Genomic DNA, 20,306 nt, shown 5'->3' on the forward strand with positions numbered 1-20,306 from the left:
AAATCCCCATTATGTCTGGGTCTTGAAATCCAATTTCGGTGGAGTGATTGATGGCAGAGGAAAACGGAAACGGCAAAGGTCAAAAGAGACTGACTGCAGTCCTGGAGAAGGTCAAGGGAGATACCAAGGCCCTCCAGGAAAAGGCCGCCGAAGAGATCAAAAGTTACAAGGAATATGACCGGACTCAAGTCTACAAGTCCGTCTTCCGGGTCAAGCATGACGACACGCCCCGCGGCCGCGCCCTGGGGATTCTGACCAACGTTTTTCTCCACCTCCATCCCGCCAAGATCAACCGTGATGCCGTACGTTACAGTTATACCTGGGGAATGGGAGGCATCTCCTTCTACCTTTTCATTGTGCTGACCTTCACCGGGGTGCTGCTGATGTTTTATTATCACCCCACCAAGGGTCAGGCCTTCCGAGACATTCTTTATTTGGAAGCTGATGTTCCCTTCGGAAACCTCTTGCGCAATATGCACCGCTGGGCGGCGCATTTGATGGTGATTACGGTTTGGCTCCACATGTTCCGCGTCTTCCTCACCGGGTCGTACAAGAAACCGCGTGAGTTTAACTGGGTGGTGGGGGTAGTGCTCATGTTGCTCACCCTGCTGCTTTCGTTTACGGGATACCTCTTGCCGGACGACCAATTGGGGTTTTGGGCCGTCACCGTGGGGACGAACATGGCCCGCGCCACTCCCCTTCTCGGAAATGAAGGACCGTTCGGCCCGCAATTGGGCATGAACCCCTTCAATGACGTTCGATTTGCCCTGTTGGGGGGATCGATCGTGGATGCCAACGCGTTGCTGCGGTCCTACATCTGGCATTGCATCGGGATTCCCATCCTCATCTCGATTTTCATGGCCGTGCATTTCTGGCGCGTTCGAAAGGACGGCGGCATCTCCGGACCGGCACCGGTCATGCTGGAGTCCGAGATCAAGGAACTGAAAAGGGGCGCCGTGTCTGCGCCGCTCAAGGCGGGAGGACATTAATGGATTGGCATCAGATCTGGGAGATCGCGTCGACACCGGACAATGTTCCGATTGTGGCGCTCCTGTTTCTCGTTCCTTTTTACACCTGGTATGCCTTCCGCCAGGCGCGCGCCAACGATCGCCTGATCGGGGCATTGGAAACGGACCCCCAGATGGCCAAGACCCATCATCGAAAGACATTCCCTTTCAAACAGGAATGGCCGCGAGAGGTGCACGTCTGGCCCTTTTTGTTGCGCATCGAGTTCTTGGCAGCCATCATTGTGACGGTCATCTTGATGATTTGGTCCATCACCCTGAATGCCCCGTTGGAGGAGCCGGCGAATCCCAACCTCACGATGAACCCGGCCAAGGCCCCGTGGTATTTTCTCGGTTTGCAGGAGATGCTGGTTTACTTTGATCCGTGGATGGCGGGGGTTGTCCTCCCCAGCCTGATCCTGGTGGGGTTGGCGGCAATTCCCTTTATGGACGAAAATCCCCTCGGCGCCGGCTACTACACCCTCAAACAACGCAAGTGGTCCATCGGCGCCTTCTGTTTCGGTTTTTTGGTTCTGTGGCTGACCATGATTTTCATTGGGACGTTTATCCGCGGGCCGGGATGGATGTGGTTCTGGCCGGGACAAACCTGGGACCACAGCCGGGTCGTCTTTGAGGTGAACCGGGACTTGCCGGATCTTTTCTTGATTACAAGCGCCTGGGGAAAGGGAATATTCGGCGCCATTGTAGTGGCCGTCTACTATGGGCTCGCAGGCTGGCTGGTCCACAAGGTCATTACGCTGAACGATTTCAATCGGAAGATTTTCAAACGGATGAGTGTCTTGCAGTACCTGACGTTGCAGTTCTTTCTGATCACCATGTTGCTGCTCCCGTTGAAGATCTTCATCCGTCACGCATTTCGTATCAAATACATATGGATCACACCATGGTTCAATATCTGAATCTGCTCTGCAGCAGCAGCGTGAAGGAGGGTCCGGGTGCCTGAGACACCGACGGCTCCGCTCGAAGAGCAAGATCCGGTTACGAGCAACTCCTACAGCGTCATCTATCTTGTTGCCTCGGTTCTTCTGATCCTGACCCTGTTCTGGGCGCTCTACGACGAAGTGTATGGATTGCGTCCCTGGAAGGGTTATCAAAAGAGATTTGTGTCGCTCTACCTGGCCCATCTGAAGAAGTTGAAGCCCGGGGAGAAGGTGGCCGAAGAAGAGATCAAGAAGACGGAAGGTTACCAGGAACTGGACCGCGCCTATAAAGCCGCTGAATTGGAGGCGGCGCCCCGCGTCAAAGAGATCGACCGTCAAGTGGGGATGATCGATGCCCGGGCGACGGCCTTGACCGACACCTTTCAGACGGCGCGGAGTGAGGTAAGTGCGAAGATTTACGAAATTGAACACACGGCCGCTGGCTCCAAGCCTTCGTTGGAGAAGGACCTCGAGGAGATTAAGAGAGGCCCCTTCAAAATAGAGTTGCCGTTGCTCGATGGTTCGGAAAACAGGGAAAAGGCCAGCTATAAATTTGAAGACCTGGAGAAGGAGTTCGACCGCCTGAAGGGAATGAAGGCCGACCTGCTGGCGCAGCGCCTGGAGACCCTGAAACAAGCGAGTGATCTCCACAAGAAACGGGACCAGTACCTTGAAGACCGCATGATCGGATTGACGGAACAGCAGGTAAATTCCTTGATCTCGAAGATGGAGGATTTCAAGGTCGAAATCAAGCAGATTAATGTGCCCGAATACGGCATTGTGGATCGGTGCGAATCGTGTCACGTGGGGATCCGCGAGCCGCTGGTGCTGGAAGCCAAGGACATGGGTGGGGAGAAGGCCTTCACGTCGCATCCCGATAAGGAACTTCTCAAGATTCACGATCCCGACCGCTTCGGTTGCACCCCCTGCCACAACGGAAACGGGCGCGCCACCGTCAGCGCAGAGCGGGGCCATGGTCAGTATGAGCACTGGTTGTGGCCGATGTATGCCACCAAGAACGCGGACTCCGGATGCGTCCAATGCCATCTCAATGATATTGTCCTCGACCACGCCGACACGCTGAATTACGGCCGGGAGATGTATTGGGAGCGCGGGTGCATGGGTTGCCACCGCTATGAGGGTTACGACAAGGAGCCGGAACAGCTGCTGGCCGTAAACCAAAATCTCCGCTCGCTGGAGGGCCAAAAGAAGGAGGATCAGAAGCAGATCGCCGCCCTGGAAAAGGAATCTGAAGACGCGGCCACCAACGAAGAGGCGCGGCAGCTCCTGGCGAAGTCCCAGGAGATCCCCATGAAGATCAGCCTGCTCGACGCCCAGATGGAACAGCTTGACATGCAATCCAAGAGTCTGCTGCGTGAGCAGAAGAAGATCGGCCCGAACCTCAAGGATGTCCGGCTCAAGTTGAAAAAAGAATGGATTCCCGTTTGGCTGGAGCAGCCGACGGCGTTTCGTCCCACCACTAAGATGCCCAATTTCCGTCTGACACAGGAGCAGCGCGAAGCCATCGCCGCTTTTATCTGGCAGTCGGGAACGGGCACGGCTCCGCCCGCCCAGCCGCCGGGAGATGTGCAAAATGGCAAAGAGCTTTTCGAGACCCGAGGCTGCCTGGCCTGTCATTCGATGGGGGAGGGCAGTGAGAAGACCGGCGGGACCTTTGCGGCCAATCTGAGCCGCGTCGGTGAAAAGGCAAACTACGATTACCTGGTGCGCTGGGTTCACAACCCGCGGGAACGCACCTTGCCTTACTGCCCTTACGAGAAAAAGGACATCACGGCCGCCGATTACGCCAAGCATGGTCTGCCGTACGTCTTTGATCCGGACCACTCCAAGTGCCCCAACGACGGGCATGAGCTCCAGGTGCAACAAACCACCGTCATGCCGAGTTTGCGGCTGTCGTGGAAGGAGGCGCAGGACATTGCTTCTTACCTCGTGACCCAGCGGCATCCCAATGCTTCGTACCCTGCGGCGCCTTTCATGGATGATCCCGGGCTGAAGGTCAAGGGGATGCAATACGTCAAGTTCTATGGGTGCGCCAGCTGCCACGAGATCGCGGGCCTCGAGGAGGAGGGACGCATCGGGACGGAGTTGACGAAAGAGGGCAGCAAGCCGATCGACAACTTTGACTTCGCGCTTCAAACCCGCAAGGCGAGGAACGAAGACTGGTACACCGGGAAGGGCTTCATCGAGCACAAGCTGCAACAACCGGAAGTTTTCGATACCGGGATGGTCAAAGCGCCGCTGGAAAAACTGCGGATGCCTAATCCGCACCTGGATGATCAACAGCGATCGGCCATCACGACATTTCTGATCGGCAGCGTGGATTCCCCGTGGCCCAACGATATCTTCTACAATCCTGCCGGGCAGGCCAAAGACATCCAGGACGGTTGGTGGATTGTCAGAAAGTACAACTGCATGGGCTGTCATCAAGTCCGTCTGGGACAGCGGTCCGTGCTCATGGATCTGCCGCGGTACCAGAACCCGGATTGGCGGGAACAATTGCCTCCGCGGCTGGTGGGCGAAGGGGCACGGGTCACCCCCCAGTGGCTGGAACAATTCCTGGCGAATCCGGCGCTCAATATGACGGACACAGACCGCAACGGCGTCCGGCCTTATCTCAAGGCCCGCATGCCGACCTTTTTCTTTTCACCCGACGAAATCCGGAAACTGGTGCGCTTCTTCATGGCATTGTCAACTCAGGCGGAGCCTTATATTCCGCAGAAGCTCGAGGCCTTGTCCCCTCAGGAAACACAGATGGCGAGAGAACTCTTCACTTCAAAAGCAGCCCCCTGCCTGAAGTGCCATGCCACGGGCGAACCGACACATGACAAGGCCGCCACCGCTCCTAATTTCCTCCTGGCAAAGGACCGATTGAAGCCGAACTGGACCGGGCGATGGATTGCAGATCCAGCGGTGATCAGTCCGGGCACATCCATGCCCTCGAACCTCTTTAAGGTGCAGGAGGGGCGGTACGTCTTTTCAGGACCCCTGCCGGACATTTTCAAGGGGTACGACAAGGACCAGATTGCGTTGCTGGTCCGCTATATGTTCGAATTAACTCCGGAGGAGCAACGACAGCTCTTGTCGCGGCGCTGAAGGGCTTTCCATTGAATGGAAATCAGCGCCGATAAGTCCTTCCGTAGCTGTGAACTAGAAGTTTGGAATAGATTCATTTGGCCCAGTCGAACTAGTGATGATAAGAATTTAACTTTTAACTAAACCTTCAACCACCAAGGGAAAGCCATGACCAAAATCAAAATTGTCTCATTCCTAACCGTCGTTGTCCTGATCCTGACGATGTTTGTTTCGGGTTGCGGCAAGAAGTCTGAACCCACTGAACAAGCCGCCGCCCCCGCGCAGAAAGCGCCAACGGCGATCGACCAAGCCACGGTCGGAAGCATCATCGGCAAGATCGCCTACAGCGGTGCGAAACCCAGTCCAAAAGTGATTCACATGGACACGGAAGCGGCCTGCGTGTCGGCGAATACCGGTCCCGTGTACACCCAGGAACTGGAAGTGAATTCCAACAACACCTTGAAGGACGTGTTTGTGTCGGTGACCGGGGGGCTGGACAATTACGCCTTCGCGGTCCCCACCACGCCCGCCACGCTCGATCAGAGGGGCTGCACTTATCATCCCCACGTTTTGGGGGTGATGGCTGGGCAGGCCCTCCAGGTCCTGAACAGTGACAACACCACGCATAACATCCATCCCATGCCGAAGGAGAATCCGGAGTGGAATACCTCCATGCCGCCTAAGGCACAGCCGCTGGACAAGAAGTTCAATCGGCCCGAGACGATGATTCCAGTGAAGTGTAATGTGCATCCGTGGATGAAGGCCTACATTGGGGTCGTGAAGAATCCTTTCTTCAGCGTGACGGGAGACGACGGAAGTTTTGAGATTAAGGGCTTACCCCCGGGGGACTATACCGTCTCGGCGTGGCAGGAGAAGCTTGGAACTCAGACGATGAAGGTCACGGTCGGGCCGAAAGAAACCAAGACCGTGGATTTTTCATTCAAGGGCGAGTAGGCCGGAGATCAATAGCGGTAAACAGGCGAACCCGCTTCGGCGGGATCGCTCGAGGATGAGACCGTAGCCGTAAACAAAGGGGTGGCATTGAAGAGTGCGTCGAAGCCGGAAGCGGCCAGCCGTCTCGGGGTGGGGCTGCATCGATTTCTTGTCTTTCTGTCGTTGGCAACCTTACTCCTGATTGTGGCAGGAGCCCTGGTGACCAGCAACGATGCCGGGCTCTCCGTCCCAGACTGGCCGACGTCCTTCGGGAGCTTTCGCATGCCCCCCATGGTGGGCGGGGTATTGTACGAACATGGTCACCGCATGATTGCCGCAAGTGTGGGCCTGCTGACCATCATTCTGACGGTCTGGGTGCTGTGGAAGGAGCAACGCCGCTGGATCCGAAGGCTGGGAGTGATTGCGCTGCTGGCGGTGATTGTCCAGGGCGTCTTCGGGGGGATCACGGTGCGTTATTTCCTGCCCCCACCCGTCTCGACGCTTCATGCTTGTTTGGCTCAACTGTTTTTCGCTTTGATTGTCAGTTTGGCTGTTTTCACATCGCCAGGCTGGATCGAGGCCCGGGCGGGGCTCGAGGAACCCGAGGGGTTCTCTTTGCGGGCCCTCTCGGTGGCAACCGTCGGCATGATCCTGCTCCAGTTGTTTCTGGGGGCGGCTTTTCGGCATCACTGGTTTAGCCTCGTTCCGCATATGATCGGGGCCGGCCTGGTTTCCGTGATGGCGGCGTGGACGATCGTCACTGTGTTTCGCCGGCATGGCGAAGAGCGTTTTCTGACGCGTCCTGCCTGGGTGGCTGGCGTGCTGCTTGTGGCGCAACTCGTCTTGGGGCCAAGCGCCTATTTTCTGCTGTCCTCGAGTGCGGAGGCGCCGCAGCCCACCGGGCCGATGGTCGAAGTCACGGTGGCGCATGTCGCCGTGGGAGCTTTAACCTTGGCTGCCCTTCTGGTCTTGACGTTGCGCGTGTTCCGGGTGGTCTTGCCGCAGCGGCGACCGGTTGATGCGGCGGCTTTAGTGCGCAGTACATAACCATGGAGTCGTTCCAGTTCGTTTGAACCCCTTCTCCTCGATAGGTATCGCGTTGGCCTGCACAGGATGCAGGGATGGGAACCGGGAACAACTTGAAGAATTCGGTTTACTCGAATCCTATCGCTGTGGGGTTCGGGATCAAGGACGGCATCCCCTTGGCGCCGGTGTTTCGATTTTTTAGATTTGGATCAATAGATTTCAGGAGAGCTCATTGAGTACACCATCGATTGTTCTCGACAAGAAGCAACCCTTGCGGAGCCCGCTGCTCAAAATGGGCCGGTCCCGCAGCATCCTTCAAACGCTGACGGACTATTCTGAACTCACCAAGCCGAACATTACCTTCCTGGTGGTCCTGAGCAGCGCGGCAGGTTTCTGTCTGGGGACCGCCGGGCCGCTGAACTATCTGCGGCTCTTTCATCTGATGGCGGCCGTCGCGCTCCTTTCGAGCGGCATCGGCGCGCTGAATCAATATATGGAGCGGGACCTGGACGGACGGATGCGCCGGACCGAACAGCGTCCCCTCCCCACCGGGAAGATCTCGCCGTTGCCCGCTTTGTTGTTTGGGATGGGAATCACCGTGGCGGCCGAGGCGTACCTGGCTTTCGTCTTGAATCCACTGTCGGCACTGCTCGGGTTTCTCACGCTTACCACTTACCTTCTGGTTTACACACCCCTGAAGACGCGAACCCCCTGGTGCACCTTTCTGGGTGCGTTTCCCGGGGCGATGCCTCCTCTGGTCGGGTGGGTCGCCATCCGGGGGTCGATTTCCCTGGAGGCATGGGTTCTCTTCGGGATAGTTTTCCTGTGGCAGTTTCCGCACTTCCATTCCATTGCCATGATGTACCGGGAGGATTACGCCCGGGCCGGGATCCGCATGCTTCCCGTGGTCGAACCCGACGGCAAGGCCACGGGAAGGCAAATTGTTGGTTACACGCTGGCGCTGGTTCCGCTCAGCGTGATGCCGGCTTTTCTAAAGATCTCCGGGACGGTTTATCTGGCGGGCGCGATCCTTCTCGGTTTGGGGTTTCTCTACTATGCAATCCGCTGCGCTCAGGATAAGACCAAGGTGCGGGCACGTTTTCTTTTGCAGGCTTCAGTATTCTACCTGCCCCTCTTATTTGGTCTGATGGTGCTGAATCAGATGGGGTAGCGGTCTCGTGCCGCTGGGGAATCGGTGGTCGCGGGTCCGATTGACCGGCGGGCTTTCTTGATCAAGGGGAGGATGTGAACATGGGTTTGGCGATTGCACTGGTGCTTGTGCTGTTATGCGTGGTGAGCGTGATCATGTTTTCGGGGCATTACTGGTGGTTTCCTCCGCTCATCTCCACCTACACGGGCTATGACAAGCAATTCATGCTGACGCTGATTATTGTGGCCGTGGTCTTCATCCTGGCGCAGCTCGCGCTGGGGTACTTTGTGTGGAAATACCGCGACCGCGCGGGCCGGAAGGCTCGCTACGTGGAAGGCAACAACACGATGGAAGTCCTGTGGACCAGTATCACCTTCGTGATTTTCATCGGGCTGGGAATTCTGGGGCAGAGGGTGTGGGCGCAATTCCATTTTGCCGAGGCGCCGGCCAACGCCATGGAAGTCGAAGTGACCGGGCAACAGTTCCAATGGAACATCCGTTACCCCGGACCTGACGGACAATTCGGCCGTACGGAGGCGAAATACGTGGATGAATCCGGGTTGAACTTCGTGGGGGTCGATCCCCATGACCCGGCCGGGAAGGACGACATTACCAGCATCAATCGCCTGGTGATCCCGGTCAATCAGCCGGTCAAGGTCCTGCTCCATTCGAAGGACGTGACGCATAGTTTCTTCGTCCCCTGGCTGCGGATCAAACAGGATGCCGTCCCCGGGATGACCATCGCCATTCATTTCACCGCCACCAAAACCGGTGAGTATGAAATCCCCTGCGCCGAACTGTGTGGCCTGGGACATTACAAAATGCGCGGAATTCTCGATGTAAAGACACCCGACGAATTCCAGCAGTGGTTGAAGAAACAAGCAAGCCAGGAATGAACCTCGATCGGGCAAGGCGGTCCGCTGCGGCGGATCGACCGGGCCGTAGGATTCAGATGGGCAGGGCGAGCAGACTGATCGCCCTGTGGGAGCCAAACAACAGGGAGAAGACTCATGGGAGAACCGACACACGCGGTTCATGTGCATCACGCGCCGAAAGGATTTATCCGGAAGTACATCTTCAGCACCGATCACAAGGTGATCGGAATCCAGTACTTCTTTCTCGCTCTGTTTTCCGTGATCGTGGGGATGTTGCTGTCGGTGCTCTTTCGGCTGCATCTCGCCTGGCCCAACGCCAATTGGGACCTTCTCGGTAAGCTGTTTCCGACCGGCATGGCGGGGGGGTTGATGACCCCCGAGTTTTACCTTTCGCTCGTGACGATGCACGGGACCTTGATGGTCTTCTTCGTCCTGACCACCGCGCCGCAGGGTGGGTTTGGAAATTATTTTCTCCCCATTCAGATTGGGGCCGACGACATGGCCTTCCCGGTCCTCAACATGCTCTCGTTCTGGATCACCTTCGTCGCGCTCGTGGTGATGATGATGGCGTTGTTTGCAACCGGCGGGGCTCCGCTGTCGGGATGGACCGCGTACCCGCCACTCAGTGCGCTCGGTAAGATCTCGGGTCCGGGCGAAGGGCTGGGGCAAACGCTGTGGGTCATCAGTCTCGCCATCTTCTGCGTCGGCTCACTGCTCGGGGCTTTGAACTTCATTACCACTACGCTGAATCTGCGGGCCAAAGGAATGACGTTATTGCGGATGCCCCTGACCGTGTGGGCCTGGTTCACCACGTCGATTCTGGCGCTTTTGGCGTTTCCGGTGCTGCTGGCCGGCGGCATCCTCCTTGTTTTGGATCGGGTGGGGGGAACAAGCTTCTTCATTCCGGCAGGCTTGGTCGTCAACGAGCAGCTCGTCAATCACAGTGGCGGCTCACCTCTCCTCTGGCAGCATCTGTTCTGGTTTTTTGGACACCCCGAGGTCTACATCGCCATTTTGCCCGGGATGGGGGTGGCTTCGCAGTTGCTGTCCACGTTTTCCCGCAAACCGGTGTTCGGGTACAAGGCCATGTTTTCCGCCATGCTTGCCATCGGATTCCTGGGGTTCTTCGTCTGGGGCCACCACATGTTTATCAGCGGCATGAGCCCCTACTCGGCGGTGGCATTCTCGCTGCTGACCCTGGCGATCGGAGTCCCCTCCGCCATCAAGACCTTTAACTGGCTCGGCACCCTCTGGCAGGGCAAGATTCAATTCACCTCGGCGATGTTGTTTGCCATCGGCTTTGTCTCCCTGTTTGTGACAGGCGGCGTGAGCGGGATCTTCCTGGGTCAAACCAGCCTCGACCTCTACCTGCACGATACCTATTTCGTGGTCGGTCACTTCCACATGATCATGGGGGTGGCGGCGCTCTTTGGGATCTTTGGCGCCACTTACTATTGGTTCCCAAAAATGTTTGGACGCATGTTGAACGAACCGCTCGGAAAGATCCACTTCTGGTTCACATTTATCGGGGTCAATGCGATCTTCTTTCCGATGCATATCATGGGAATCGCCGGGCACCCGCGACGCTATTCCGACGCCAGCAATTTCAATTACCTCTCTTCGATGCACCCGTTGCATCAATTTATCACCGTGGCTGCTATCGTCACCGCGGCGGCCCAGATGTTTTTCCTTCTGAATTTCTTTTGGAGCCTGTGGAAAGGAAAGAAGGCGGAGATGAACCCGTGGAATGCCACCACACTGGAGTGGACGGTCCCGTCCCCACCGCCGCATGATAATTTCGGAGGAAAAATCCCGGTGGTCTATCACGGGGCATATGAATATAGCGTCCCGGGGGCGAAACAGGATTTCATCATGCAGGATTCTCCGGAAAAAGTTGTCGGAGCGCCTTAGCCGATGGCCACCTCAGGGCGCGGTCTTTGCCGGTTTGAACTGCGGGAACGCGGGAGATGATTCTTTTAAAGGGCGGACGGACCCCAATGCCGCTTATCTAAGAGATTGAGATGGAGATTGACCCGCTTCCCCGCCGCGGCGGGGGAAATCTTCAATAGCCCAGGGTTGTCCGCCCCGGCGGACTACCCTGGGTAGGGATCGCCCAAAGAGAAGAAGGAACCCTGAAGGGGTTCCTTAAGGAACCTTTAGGAGTTACAAACGTGCCGACAGCAACCTTGCCTGAAGTAGAGTTTCGTCCTCGACGAACCGGGGGCGGCGGCTCCGAGATCATAGGCGGTGGAGGGGATGATTTTCAGCGGCGTGGAAGGCCCCACGTGCCGGCGAACAGCTACCGGCTCGGGCTGTGGTTTGGCCTTGGGGCCATTCTCATGCTGTTTGTCGCATTTACCAGCGCGTACATCTACCGGCAGGGTCTGTCCTTTGATTGGCAGCCGCTCAGCCCGCTGCCGATCTTATGGTTCAATACCGGAGTCCTGGTACTCAGCAGCGCCACTTTTGAATTGGGGCGCCGTGCGCTTAAGCAGGACCTCACCGGCTCCTTCCTGCGCTGGCTGACGGTGACAACGATCTTCGGGATCACGTTTCTGACGGGCCAGTACCTGGCATGGAGACAGCTGGCGGCGAGGGGAATTTTCCTGGGGACTAATCCGCACAGCTCTTTTTTCTATGTGCTGACGGGCACGCATGCCTTGCACCTGCTGGGTGGTGTCCTGGGTCTGGGCTACGTCATGATGGGTGCATGGCGTCAGAAATATACGTCCAGGGAGTGCGCCGCGGTTGACGTCACGGCGGTGTACTGGCATTTCATGGATGGCCTTTGGATTTATCTCTTCCTGTTACTTTTCCTGTGGAGGTAGCGAATGAGTGATGCTGAAGCGAGGGTGGAAGCGCTGGGCGCAGACGCGTGGGGAGGCGGTTCGTTTCCCTACGCGGTCGGGTCGAAAAAATTCGGAATGTGGCTGTTCATCATTTCCGACGCGTTGACCTTCTCAGCGCTATTGATTGCTTACGGGTACGTGCGTTTGGCGGACAAGAATTGGCCGGAGCCCTTTGAATTTTACCCCAGCCTGGTAACTGCCACCGTCATGACCCTGTGTCTGCTTTCGAGCAGTCTGACGATGGTCATGGCCGTGGCCGCCCGGAAGCGGGAGGACCGCGCGGCGAGTGTGAAATGGATTTGGGCGACGATCGCCGGCGGGCTGGCTTTTCTAGTTTTGCACGCCAACGAGTGGCTGAAGCTCATCGGAGAAGGAATGCGCCCGTTCTCCAATCCCTGGGGGTCGCCGCTGTTCGGCGCCTCTTTCTTTACCCTCACCGGACTTCACATGTTCCATGTGCTCACGGGTGTCGGTTTTCTCGGCGTGGTTGCCGTGGCCACCGGACGGGGGAAGTTCACCTCCGAGGACGTTGAGATGAGCGGATTGTACTGGCACTTCGTCGATTTGGTCTGGATGTTTATCTTTCCGCTGGTTTATGTGATGTCGATCCATCATGGATGAGCAGGGAACGATTTAGCGCGGCTGAATTGGGGCCGTTGGATCCCATTCAAGGAGAATCGAGTCTATGAGCCACCCCGCAACTGCGGAACATGCCGAACCCGCTTCAAAGCTGTTCATCTGGGTTTGGATTTGGTTACTGCTGCTGACGGCAGTGGAAGTCGTCCTGGGATACGAGCAGTACCCGGTCAAGCTGATGTTGACGATGCTGATGTCGCTTTCGGTGATCAAAGCGGCCCTGATCATGGCTTACTTCATGCACTTGCGGTTCGAAAAAATGAAGCTGGCCTTGACCCTGGTGCCGGCTCTCGTCGTCATCCTTTGCCTGTTTTCAATCTTCTTCTTCCCCGACAGCCTCCGGCTGATGAATCTCGGCTGGGGGAGATAGATCTTGCGCCTCACCCGGTGCGGTGCCAGAACAAGGGATCGGGCACAAGTTCTCCCTGGAGGTTCGCAGTGAAGCATTTTAGATCGGCAAGAAGATTTCTCGTTGTGATCATCGGATTGTGGCTTTTGCTTTCGGCGGCGGCGCTGTATGGCCAGGGCTGCGCGATGTGCTACACTTCGATGGCCAATTCGACCGAGGCGAAGCGGGCGGAAAAAACGCTGAATGCCGCCATCCTGATCCTGCTGCTCCCGGCGGCAACACTATTTGTCGGGATTTTTCTTGTGGCCTACAAGTATCGCAATGCCTTCAACTCTGATGCCGGATCGGAGACACCGGCTCTTTCCCTTGAGAGCTATCCGTTATTGGCTCCCCCGATTGACCTCTTGCAGTCTGACCGAGAGACCTCCCTCAATGATGACACCACGGTGTGCAAGCGGGTCGCTTAATACGAACGTCGCGATTGGAGTTCCATGGGGTAATTGTGGAATTTTTGCGGTAGGGGCGCATAGTCCGCCGCGGCGGACGCCCCTACGCTGAATCATGCGCGATTTTGTAACATTTTTAATGGTGTTTGTTTTAGTTGCGCAAGCCCTGATTCCGGGCCCCGTTTCCGGATTCCTTCCAGCGTCGTACAATTCCCATGACTGAAAAGCCCGTTGTCGAAGTGAAGAAGCTGACCTGCCGTTATGGGAAGCGTATGGCGCTGAGCGGGGTCACCTTCACGGTTGAACGCGGTGAAATCTTTGGACTGCTTGGACCGAATGGAAGCGGAAAGACGACCTTGTTCAGATTTCTTTCGACGCTCATCCCGGTCGCTGAACCCGGGGTAGTCCGGCTTTTCGATCGGGATTTGGCTGGATGTGCAAAGGCTGTGCGTCCCCTCCTGGGGGTGGTCTTCCAATCCAACAGTCTCGATTTGGAATTGACCGTCGCCGAAAATCTTCGTCATCAAGGGTTCTTGTACGGGCTGCATGGAGGACTTTTGAACGGGCGAATTGCGGAGCTGCTGCAACAGTTCGGAGTGAATGACCGGAGCGGGGAACTGGCGGGAAAGCTTTCAGGAGGGCTTCGTCGCCGCGTGGAGATTGCCAAGGCCCTTCTGCACCGTCCGGGCTTGCTGCTGCTCGACGAGCCGAGCGCCGGGCTTGATCCGTCGGCCCGGGCTGAGTTGTGGCGGTATTTGCTCCAGTTGCGGGACCAGAATCAGACAACGATCATTGTGACCACGCATATTCTCGAAGAGGCCGAGTATTGCAATCGCTTGGGAATCTTGGATGAAGGCGCGTTGGTGACTATCGGTTCCCCCGGGGCCCTGAAAGCATCGATCCAGGGTGACGTGGTCACCGTGTCCAGCGGGAATGCGGAACGATTGCGAGCCTTGATCGTCGAACAGTTTGGGGGCGAACCCCGCGTCTTCGGGACAACCTTGCGCCTTGAACGCCCTAATGGACACGAGTTCATCCCACAACTCGTGAAGGCCTTTCCTGACCTCATTGATTCGATATCCCTGGGACATCCCACGTTAGAAGACGTTTTCATTTCCCGAACAGGTCATCATTTCCGGGATGAGATATGAATAATTTGTTGGTGCATACACCGCTGAGACGCAGAGGGTTCTAGGCGGGGACGGCGGTCTCCGCGCCTTGGCGGTGGACAAAGTGATTCGAAATTATGAGAGGCGATCATGGGGAAAAAATCAATAGAACCTCGGAAGGCACCGCTCAAAGCCTTGGTGGTTCGCCCCCTGACTCCAAGTCGCTGGAAGGATCTTGAGTTGCTCTTCGGGCAGCGTGGGGCGTGCGGCGGGTGCTGGTGCATGTGGTGGCGGCTGAAACGATCACAATTCGTCGCCCAAAAGGGGGAAGGGAATCGGCGGGCCTTCAGGCGAATCGTGGAATTGGGTGAAATCCCCGGTCTTCTGGCTTATCTCGACAATGAACCCATCGGCTGGTGCGCCCTTTCGCCTCGCGAGAAACTTCCGGTTCTGGAGCGCTCGCGCATCCTCCAGCCTGTGGATGATCAACCCGCGTGGTCGGTGGTCTGCTTTTTTGTATCCAAACCTTTCCGACGACAGGGGATTACGACCGAATTGCTGAAGGCTGCCGTGGACTATGCCCGGAAGCGCGGGGCCAGAATTGTCGAAGGATATCCAGTGGAGACCCGAAAAGGGCGCCTTCCGGATCCCTTCGTTTATACAGGGCTGCCCTCGGCATTTAAGAAAGCCGGGTTTGTCGAGGCCCTGCGGCGGTCACCAACCCGTCCCATCATGCGATACGTGATCGACAAAGGTTGAGATCGGCTGATAAAGCCGATCCCCCCGCTCATCACCCCCGGGTGGGAGCGCCCATCCCGCACATTTTGAAACCATTTCGTACGAATTCTACGATCCCTCGTCATTGCTGGACTCGCCACATTAATCTGCCTTTACGCGGTATTCCAGACTGCTTTTCCGGAACCGGTTGGAACAAGGCATTTTATTTCGATGGGTATTTTGTTGTAGAATACGGGCTTGTCCGGGAATGTGGTTTTATCTAATGCATTCCCTGGGGTGGCTGGACTCCATAGCCTGCAGATCCACGAGCTCATTAATTCTCTGGGCCTCACACATCCCGAACGGTCCTCAAGGCCCCCTTGCGTGCGGGCGGGCGAGGACCCGGCATTCCATTGAACACTAATTTCCGGTTGTAGTATGGATATCGAGGAGAAGTAGCGTGTCGATACCGATGCGAGGTTATGGCGACCTTCTGAGGAATCGCGGATTCACTTCGCTGCTGGCGGCGCAGGCCCTGGGCGTTTTCAATGACAGCGCCTTCAAGACCACGCTGACCCTCTACATCATCTCGAAAACCATCTCGACGACGCGGGTGAGTTTGATTCTCACCACGTGCGGAATTCTCTTCGTCCTGCCGTATCTCCTTTTTTCTTCTTATGCGGGGCAGTTATCAGATCTGTGGAGCAAGCGCCGCATGATCATCACCATGAAGCTGAGCGAAACGGCGGTGATGATCTTTGGAACGCTGGCGATGTTTTCCGGAAACATCCTGGCCATGTTCATGATGCTGTTTCTCATGGGGACGGTCAGTGCCTTTGTTTCCCCGGCGCGCGAGGGCATCCTGCCGGAAATGCTGCCGGATGAAAGTCTGTCCCGTGCCAACGGCCTCCTCCAGCTCACCATTTACTCGATGTTATTTGTGGGGCCACTGACCGCCGGGGTCCTGCTGCCATTCTTCCCGGAGCGGCCCTACATCACGGCGGCTTTCCTGGTGGGCGTAGCGCTGGCCGGATTTGCCTTCAGTTTGCGAATAGACCGTGTTCCCCCGAGCGGCTACCGGGAGAGATTTCGGTGGAACATCGCGGGCGAGTTCTGGCGCGCCTTGACTGAAATCCGATCGACACGGGCTTTGCTTCTGACGGTCCTGGGAATCGCTTATTTCTGGTTGTTAGGCGCCGCCTACACGCTCGGCGTGATGATCTACGGCCGGGGTCAGCTGCACCTGGGAAACCACTCGCTCAGTGTCCTGAATGGATGCATTTGCCTGAGCATTGGCGCCGGCGCCATCCTGGCCGGAATTCTTTCCAAGGATAAAGTAGAGCAGGGACTCGTCCCGATCGGTTCCATCGGCATGGCCATTTTCGGGCTCGATTTGTTTGTAGCCCGGCACTCTTATTGGCACACCCTGGTGGGCGTATGTCTGTTAGGAGTGTTCGGAGGGGTCTACCTGGTCCCGCTCAAGGCGTTTCTCCAACAGCGTGCCGGCGCGCAGTCCAAGGGTCGTGCCATTGCCGCTTCGTATGTTCTGGCTTACGCCGGGGTCTTCCTCGGGTGGGCCATGTTGGGGCTGCTTTCAGGTCCTTTGAAGCTTGGGCCCAACCAGGTCATGCTCGTGATGGCTGCGGCCTCCGTCGGGGTCACGGTCTATGTATTGACGCTGCTCCCGGATTTCATGATCCGGCTGGTCCTGTGGCTGCTCACCAACACCCTGTATCGAATCCAGGTTCGCGGCGCTGAGAACCTGCCGAAGCGCGGGCCCGCCGTCCTCGTCTGCAACCATATCTCTTTCGTCGATCCTTACTTAATTGCGGCCTGTACTCAGCGTTTCATTCGATTCATGATTTACCGGCGCTTTTACAATATTCCGGGCATCCACTGGTTCACGAAACTGATGGGCGCCATTCCCATTTCGGAGAAGGATCCGCCCCGGCTGATGGTGAAGTCCCTCCAAGAGGCGCAGCAGCGACTGCGGCAGGGCCGTCTCGTTTGTCTGTTTGCCGAGGGGGCGACGACGCGCACCGGGAATTTGCTGCGCTTCCGCCGCGGGTTTGAGCACATCATGCACGGGATGTCCGTGCCCATCATCCCAATCCACATCGACCGCGTGTGGGGCAGCCCGTTCAGCTACGACCGGGGTCGCATCTTCTTCAGGATGCCGAAGCGTTTTCCTTATCCGGTGACGGTCAGTTTTGGGGCCCCCCTTCCTCCCGAGTCCAAGGTGTTTGAGGTGCGCCAGGCGGTCATGGGGTTGAGCGCCGAGGCCTTCGCTCAACGAGCGGCCACGCAGCGTCCGTTGCAGGAGCTATTGATCGACTCCGCCCGCCGTCACTGGCGCCGTTTTGCCATGGCGGATTCCTTCGGACGGGAAATCAATTTCGGGAAGGTCCTGGTGGGGGCGATGGTTTTTCGCCGGGTGATCCGCGAACGGTGTCCGGATGAAAAAATGATTGGGGTCCTGCTTCCGCCCTCGGTGCCGACCGCATTATTGAACCTGGGCATCAGTCTGGAAGGCCGGATCCCGGTGAACTTGAATTATACGAGCTCCCAAGACTCGATTTCCGTCGCCATTGAGCGCTGCCACATCAAAACCATTTTCACCTCCGAGAAACTGCTGGAGCGCTTCAACATGGAAAAGCGCCCCGGCATGGTGATGCTGGAAGAGGTTGCCGAAACGATCACTAAGGGAACCAAGCTGCTTCACCTGATAGCAGCGCGCCTCCTGCCCCGCTTCGTGTTGCACCGGTGGCTGGTACCGAAGGATGTGAAACTGGATTCCCTGGCCACCGTGATCTTCTCGAGCGGCAGCACCGGCAGGCCTAAAGGGGTCATGCTCAGCCATCGCAACATTGTGGCCAACCTCGAGGGCATCCAACAGGCCATCAGCGTGGATGGGCGGGACCGACTGCTGGGCATTCTTCCGTTCTTCCATGTGTTCGGCTATACCGTCTCTTTGTGGCTGCCGGCACTCTCGGGCTTTGGGGTGATCTACCATGCCAATCCGTTGGAGGCGAAGACCATTGGTGAATTGTGCAAGAAGTACGGCGTTACGATCATGATCGCGACACCGACCTTTTGTTGGGAATACGTGCGACGATGCCCTTCTGATGTGTTCAAGACCATGCGACTGGCCATTGTGGGCGCCGAAAAAATGAAGCCCGAACTCGCCCGGGCGTTCAAGGAGAAATTCGGCGTGGAGCTGTACGAAGGATACGGATGCACCGAGCTTTCGCCCGTCGTGGCCGTGGGGACTGCCGGTTACACGAGTCGCGAGGAACGGCAGATCGGCTACAAGCCGGGGACGATCGGACATCCCATCCCCGGGGTTGCTGTGCGCATCGTGAATCCGGAGACGCTGGAAGATCTGGGCCCGGGCGTCGAAGGTATGCTGATGGTGAAGAGCCCCAGCGTGATGCTGGGATATCTTGACGACCCGGAACTGACGCGTGAGGTGATTCGCGAGGATGGGTGGTACATTACCGGTGACATTGCCCGTATGGATTACGACGGATTTGTGACCATCACGGATCGTCTCTCCCGGTTTTCAAAAATCGGGGGCGAAATGGTCCCGCACATTCAAGTCGAAGATGCCCTTCAGAAAGCCTTGGGGACTCATGAGCCCAAGGTCGCTGTCACCTCTGTCCCCGATGAGTACAAGGGCGAAAAACTGGTGGTTCTTCACACCGACATCGAAATGCCGGTTGAGGAGCTGCTGAAACGACTGCGTGATCAGAATCTGCCACGATTGTGGGCCCCCCGGCGTGAGAATTTTTTCCGCGTCGAAGCCCTCCCCGTGCTCGGTAGCGGGAAGCTCGATCTGCACCACCTCAGGGAATTGGCCAGGAAACTCTCCCTCCCCATCACAACCCCTCAAAGTTAGCGATTGGCATTTTCAAAGGGAATTTGGACGCCGGCAAACACGGACGGCACGGAGCAGCAATCGCCAAGATCCGTTTCAGGCATCACCTTGCCGGTGCGTTCCATCTTCGGGAGGCTGTTGACGGCGCGGCGTCCACAGGGCGGGTTGAAAAACGAGCTGATCGCTGACGATGAAATTGAGGATCGAACAGGAGGCAATGGAGATCATGTTGCCGATGAGGTAGGGAAGGTGAACCCATCCCACGAACACCCGCATGAAGAGCAGGTTTCCGAGAATCGATATGGCGCCGGTCGTGAAGTTGAAACGGAGAAGCCTCGAAAAAACGGCGCCGCGGCTCAATCGGGTCCGCTCCACCCACGTCCAGCGCTCATGCCAGATGAAGTTATGCAGGACAGCGGTCTCCACCGCGAGCGCCGTCGCCACGAGGTAATTCAGTTTCAGACCGCTATCAAAAATGACGAGCGCCACCAGTTGCACGACGATGCCCATGGCGCCGACGGCATTGAATTTCAACCAATGGCGTACCGTCCCACGCCATCCCCCCACCCCGTTTTCCGGCGTCACCGGAGCGGCTCCGCACGGTAGAGTGTTCGGGTGTTCCGAATGACCCCCGCAATCATCATGACCACGATTCCGAAGATACCCACGACCCCTCCCACATCGAACAAGGGATAGCGCCGGCCCAGGACGGTGGCCATGGGGTGATACAACAAAACGACATTGCCAATGGCCAGAAGAATTCTGAGCTCGGTGGGACCAAATTTCCAGTGGGAGAGATGAAATACCCCGACCGTATAGGCGGCGAGGTACACCTCGATTGAAATCCCGTAGAATGCAATCAACAGCCCCATGGCGACCTTCCAATGCATGTAACCTGAAAGGGCGAGTCCGGTCAGCAGGAAAAACGCCCCGAAGGTGTCAACGACATGGTCGACGTAAAACCCGTAACGGGGACGTTGCTGGTTTCGGACACGCGCCAGGGTGCCATCCAGACTGTCCCCGAACCAGTTGACGGCGAGCCAGAAGATCGCCAGCAGCAACGCGTAACGGTTCCATCGCGCCAGCCAGTAGGAAATTCCCGTCAATAACATTCCAAGGGAGCCCAGGACCGTCAGGTGGTCGGAGTTGACCCATCGCGGCATGCGGTGGGCCATCCAGACGAGGCATTTCTTTTCCAGGGCGGCGACAAAACTGAGTTGGGCCCGGGTCGCATCGCTGAAAGCGGGTTTTTCTTTGTCCACGATCGGAAGGTCCTTTTGAATCCGAGGTAGGAGTGATAT

General features: G+C 57.1%; 17 protein-coding genes. 15 read left to right on the forward strand and 2 right to left on the reverse strand.

Annotation, left to right across the window (positions count from 1 at the left end; genetic code table 11):
* Positions 1–50: 50 nt before the first annotated feature.
* From LAO21_08020 to LAO21_08090, 15 genes are all read left to right on the forward strand, one after another.
* Entirely contained in the window at positions 51–989 is a 939-nt protein-coding gene (locus LAO21_08020) for a cytochrome b N-terminal domain-containing protein (GenBank protein MBZ5552649.1), read from the forward strand.
* Entirely contained in the window at positions 989–1,924 is a 936-nt protein-coding gene (locus tag LAO21_08025; protein ID MBZ5552650.1) for a cytochrome C, read from the forward strand. Before LAO21_08020 ends, LAO21_08025 begins: the two co-directional genes overlap by 1 nt.
* Before the next feature lie 36 nt (positions 1,925–1,960).
* The gene (locus LAO21_08030; GenBank protein MBZ5552651.1) at positions 1,961–5,059 is read left to right on the forward strand and encodes a c-type cytochrome; all 3,099 of its coding nucleotides are present in this window, start codon (positions 1,961–1,963) and stop codon (positions 5,057–5,059) included.
* Positions 5,060–5,206: 147 nt separating this feature from the next.
* Positions 5,207–5,992, forward strand: a complete 786-nt coding sequence (locus LAO21_08035) for a carboxypeptidase regulatory-like domain-containing protein (protein MBZ5552652.1) — start codon at positions 5,207–5,209, stop codon at positions 5,990–5,992.
* Between the two features lie 87 nt (positions 5,993–6,079).
* Entirely contained in the window at positions 6,080–7,018 is a 939-nt protein-coding gene (locus tag LAO21_08040) for a COX15/CtaA family protein (protein ID MBZ5552653.1), read from the forward strand.
* A 271-nt stretch (positions 7,019–7,289) separates the two neighbouring features.
* On the forward strand, positions 7,290–8,168 hold the full coding sequence (gene cyoE / locus LAO21_08045; protein ID MBZ5552654.1) for a heme o synthase: 879 nt from the start codon (positions 7,290–7,292) through the stop codon (positions 8,166–8,168).
* Between the two features lie 80 nt (positions 8,169–8,248).
* Entirely contained in the window at positions 8,249–9,043 is a 795-nt protein-coding gene (gene coxB / locus LAO21_08050; GenBank protein MBZ5552655.1) for a cytochrome c oxidase subunit II, read from the forward strand.
* Positions 9,044–9,157: 114 nt separating this feature from the next.
* Entirely contained in the window at positions 9,158–10,933 is a 1,776-nt protein-coding gene (locus LAO21_08055; GenBank protein ID MBZ5552656.1) for a cbb3-type cytochrome c oxidase subunit I, read from the forward strand.
* 260 nt (positions 10,934–11,193) lie between these two features.
* A complete protein-coding gene (locus LAO21_08060; protein ID MBZ5552657.1) occupies positions 11,194–11,850 on the forward strand; it encodes a cytochrome c oxidase subunit 3 in 657 nt (218 codons plus the stop codon).
* 3 nt (positions 11,851–11,853) lie between these two features.
* Positions 11,854–12,492, forward strand: coding sequence for a cytochrome c oxidase subunit 3 (locus tag LAO21_08065; GenBank protein ID MBZ5552658.1), 639 nt, complete (start codon positions 11,854–11,856; stop codon positions 12,490–12,492).
* Positions 12,493–12,556: 64 nt separating this feature from the next.
* Entirely contained in the window at positions 12,557–12,877 is a 321-nt protein-coding gene (locus tag LAO21_08070) for a cytochrome C oxidase subunit IV family protein (protein MBZ5552659.1), read from the forward strand.
* Positions 12,878–12,945: 68 nt separating this feature from the next.
* On the forward strand, positions 12,946–13,323 hold the full coding sequence (locus LAO21_08075) for a hypothetical protein (protein MBZ5552660.1): 378 nt from the start codon (positions 12,946–12,948) through the stop codon (positions 13,321–13,323).
* Positions 13,324–13,517: 194 nt separating this feature from the next.
* Positions 13,518–14,453: an ABC transporter ATP-binding protein gene (locus LAO21_08080; GenBank protein MBZ5552661.1), complete on the forward strand. Its 936-nt coding sequence runs from the start codon at positions 13,518–13,520 to the stop codon at positions 14,451–14,453.
* A 108-nt stretch (positions 14,454–14,561) separates the two neighbouring features.
* Entirely contained in the window at positions 14,562–15,170 is a 609-nt protein-coding gene (locus LAO21_08085) for a GNAT family N-acetyltransferase (protein ID MBZ5552662.1), read from the forward strand.
* A 418-nt stretch (positions 15,171–15,588) separates the two neighbouring features.
* Positions 15,589–19,026 carry an MFS transporter gene (locus LAO21_08090; GenBank protein MBZ5552663.1) on the forward strand — a complete coding sequence of 1,146 codons (3,438 nt, stop codon included), beginning with the start codon at positions 15,589–15,591 and terminating at the stop codon, positions 19,024–19,026.
* A gap of 75 nt (positions 19,027–19,101) precedes the next feature.
* On the opposite strand, the gene LAO21_08095 is transcribed toward LAO21_08090, so the two are convergent.
* Together LAO21_08095 and LAO21_08100 are read right to left on the reverse strand one after the other, a co-directional pair.
* Positions 19,102–19,590 carry a GtrA family protein gene (locus tag LAO21_08095; GenBank protein ID MBZ5552664.1) on the reverse strand — a complete coding sequence of 163 codons (489 nt, stop codon included), beginning with the start codon at positions 19,588–19,590 and terminating at the stop codon, positions 19,102–19,104.
* Positions 19,587–20,180 (reverse strand): CDP-alcohol phosphatidyltransferase family protein, encoded by a 594-nt coding sequence (locus LAO21_08100; GenBank protein MBZ5552665.1) that lies wholly within the window; start codon positions 20,178–20,180, stop codon positions 19,587–19,589. Before LAO21_08100 ends, LAO21_08095 begins: the two co-directional genes overlap by 4 nt.
* Between the last annotated feature and the right edge of the window lie 126 nt (positions 20,181–20,306).

It is taken from the genome of Terriglobia bacterium (assembly GCA_020073085.1).
Lineage (GTDB): Bacteria > Acidobacteriota > Terriglobia > JAIQFV01 > JAIQFV01 > JAIQFV01.